At 67.1% G+C, this 483-nt stretch carries 1 protein-coding gene; it reads right to left on the reverse strand.

Features of this window, described 5'->3' with window-relative positions; genetic code table 11:
* Positions 1 to 483, reverse strand: a 483-nt coding sequence (locus RNB18_RS51160; protein WP_311720943.1) for a methylmalonyl-CoA mutase family protein, incomplete at both ends; no start/stop codon positions are given.

Genomic DNA, 483 nt, shown 5'->3' on the forward strand with positions numbered 1-483 from the left:
GTCGATCGTCATGCGGCCGCGCTCGACCACCGTGTCGCAGTAGGTGACGCCATCGGCGAGCGTGAAGGACATCTCCTGCACCGCGTTGGCGCCCGCGTCGCGGAAGTGCGCACCCGCCACCGAGATCGCGTTGAACCGCGGCACCTCGGCGGCACAGAACTCGATGGTGTCGGCGATCAGCCGCAGCGACGGCTCGGGCGGCCAGATCCAGGTCCCGCGCGACGCGTATTCCTTGAGGATGTCGTTCTGGATGGTTCCGGTCAGCTTCTCGCGCGGCACGCCCTTCTTCTCCGCGGCGGCGACGTAGAAGGCCAGCAGGATGGCCGCGGTGCCGTTGATGGTGAAGCTGGTGCTGATCTTGTCCAGCGGGATGCTGTCGAACAGGATCTCGGCGTCGGCCAGGGTGTCCACCGCGACGCCGACACGACCGACCTCCTCGCCGTACTCTTCGTCATCGGAGTCGTAGCCGCACTGGGTGGGTAG

This window comes from Streptomyces doebereineriae (assembly GCF_031845645.1).
Lineage (GTDB): Bacteria > Actinomycetota > Actinomycetes > Streptomycetales > Streptomycetaceae > Streptomyces > Streptomyces canus.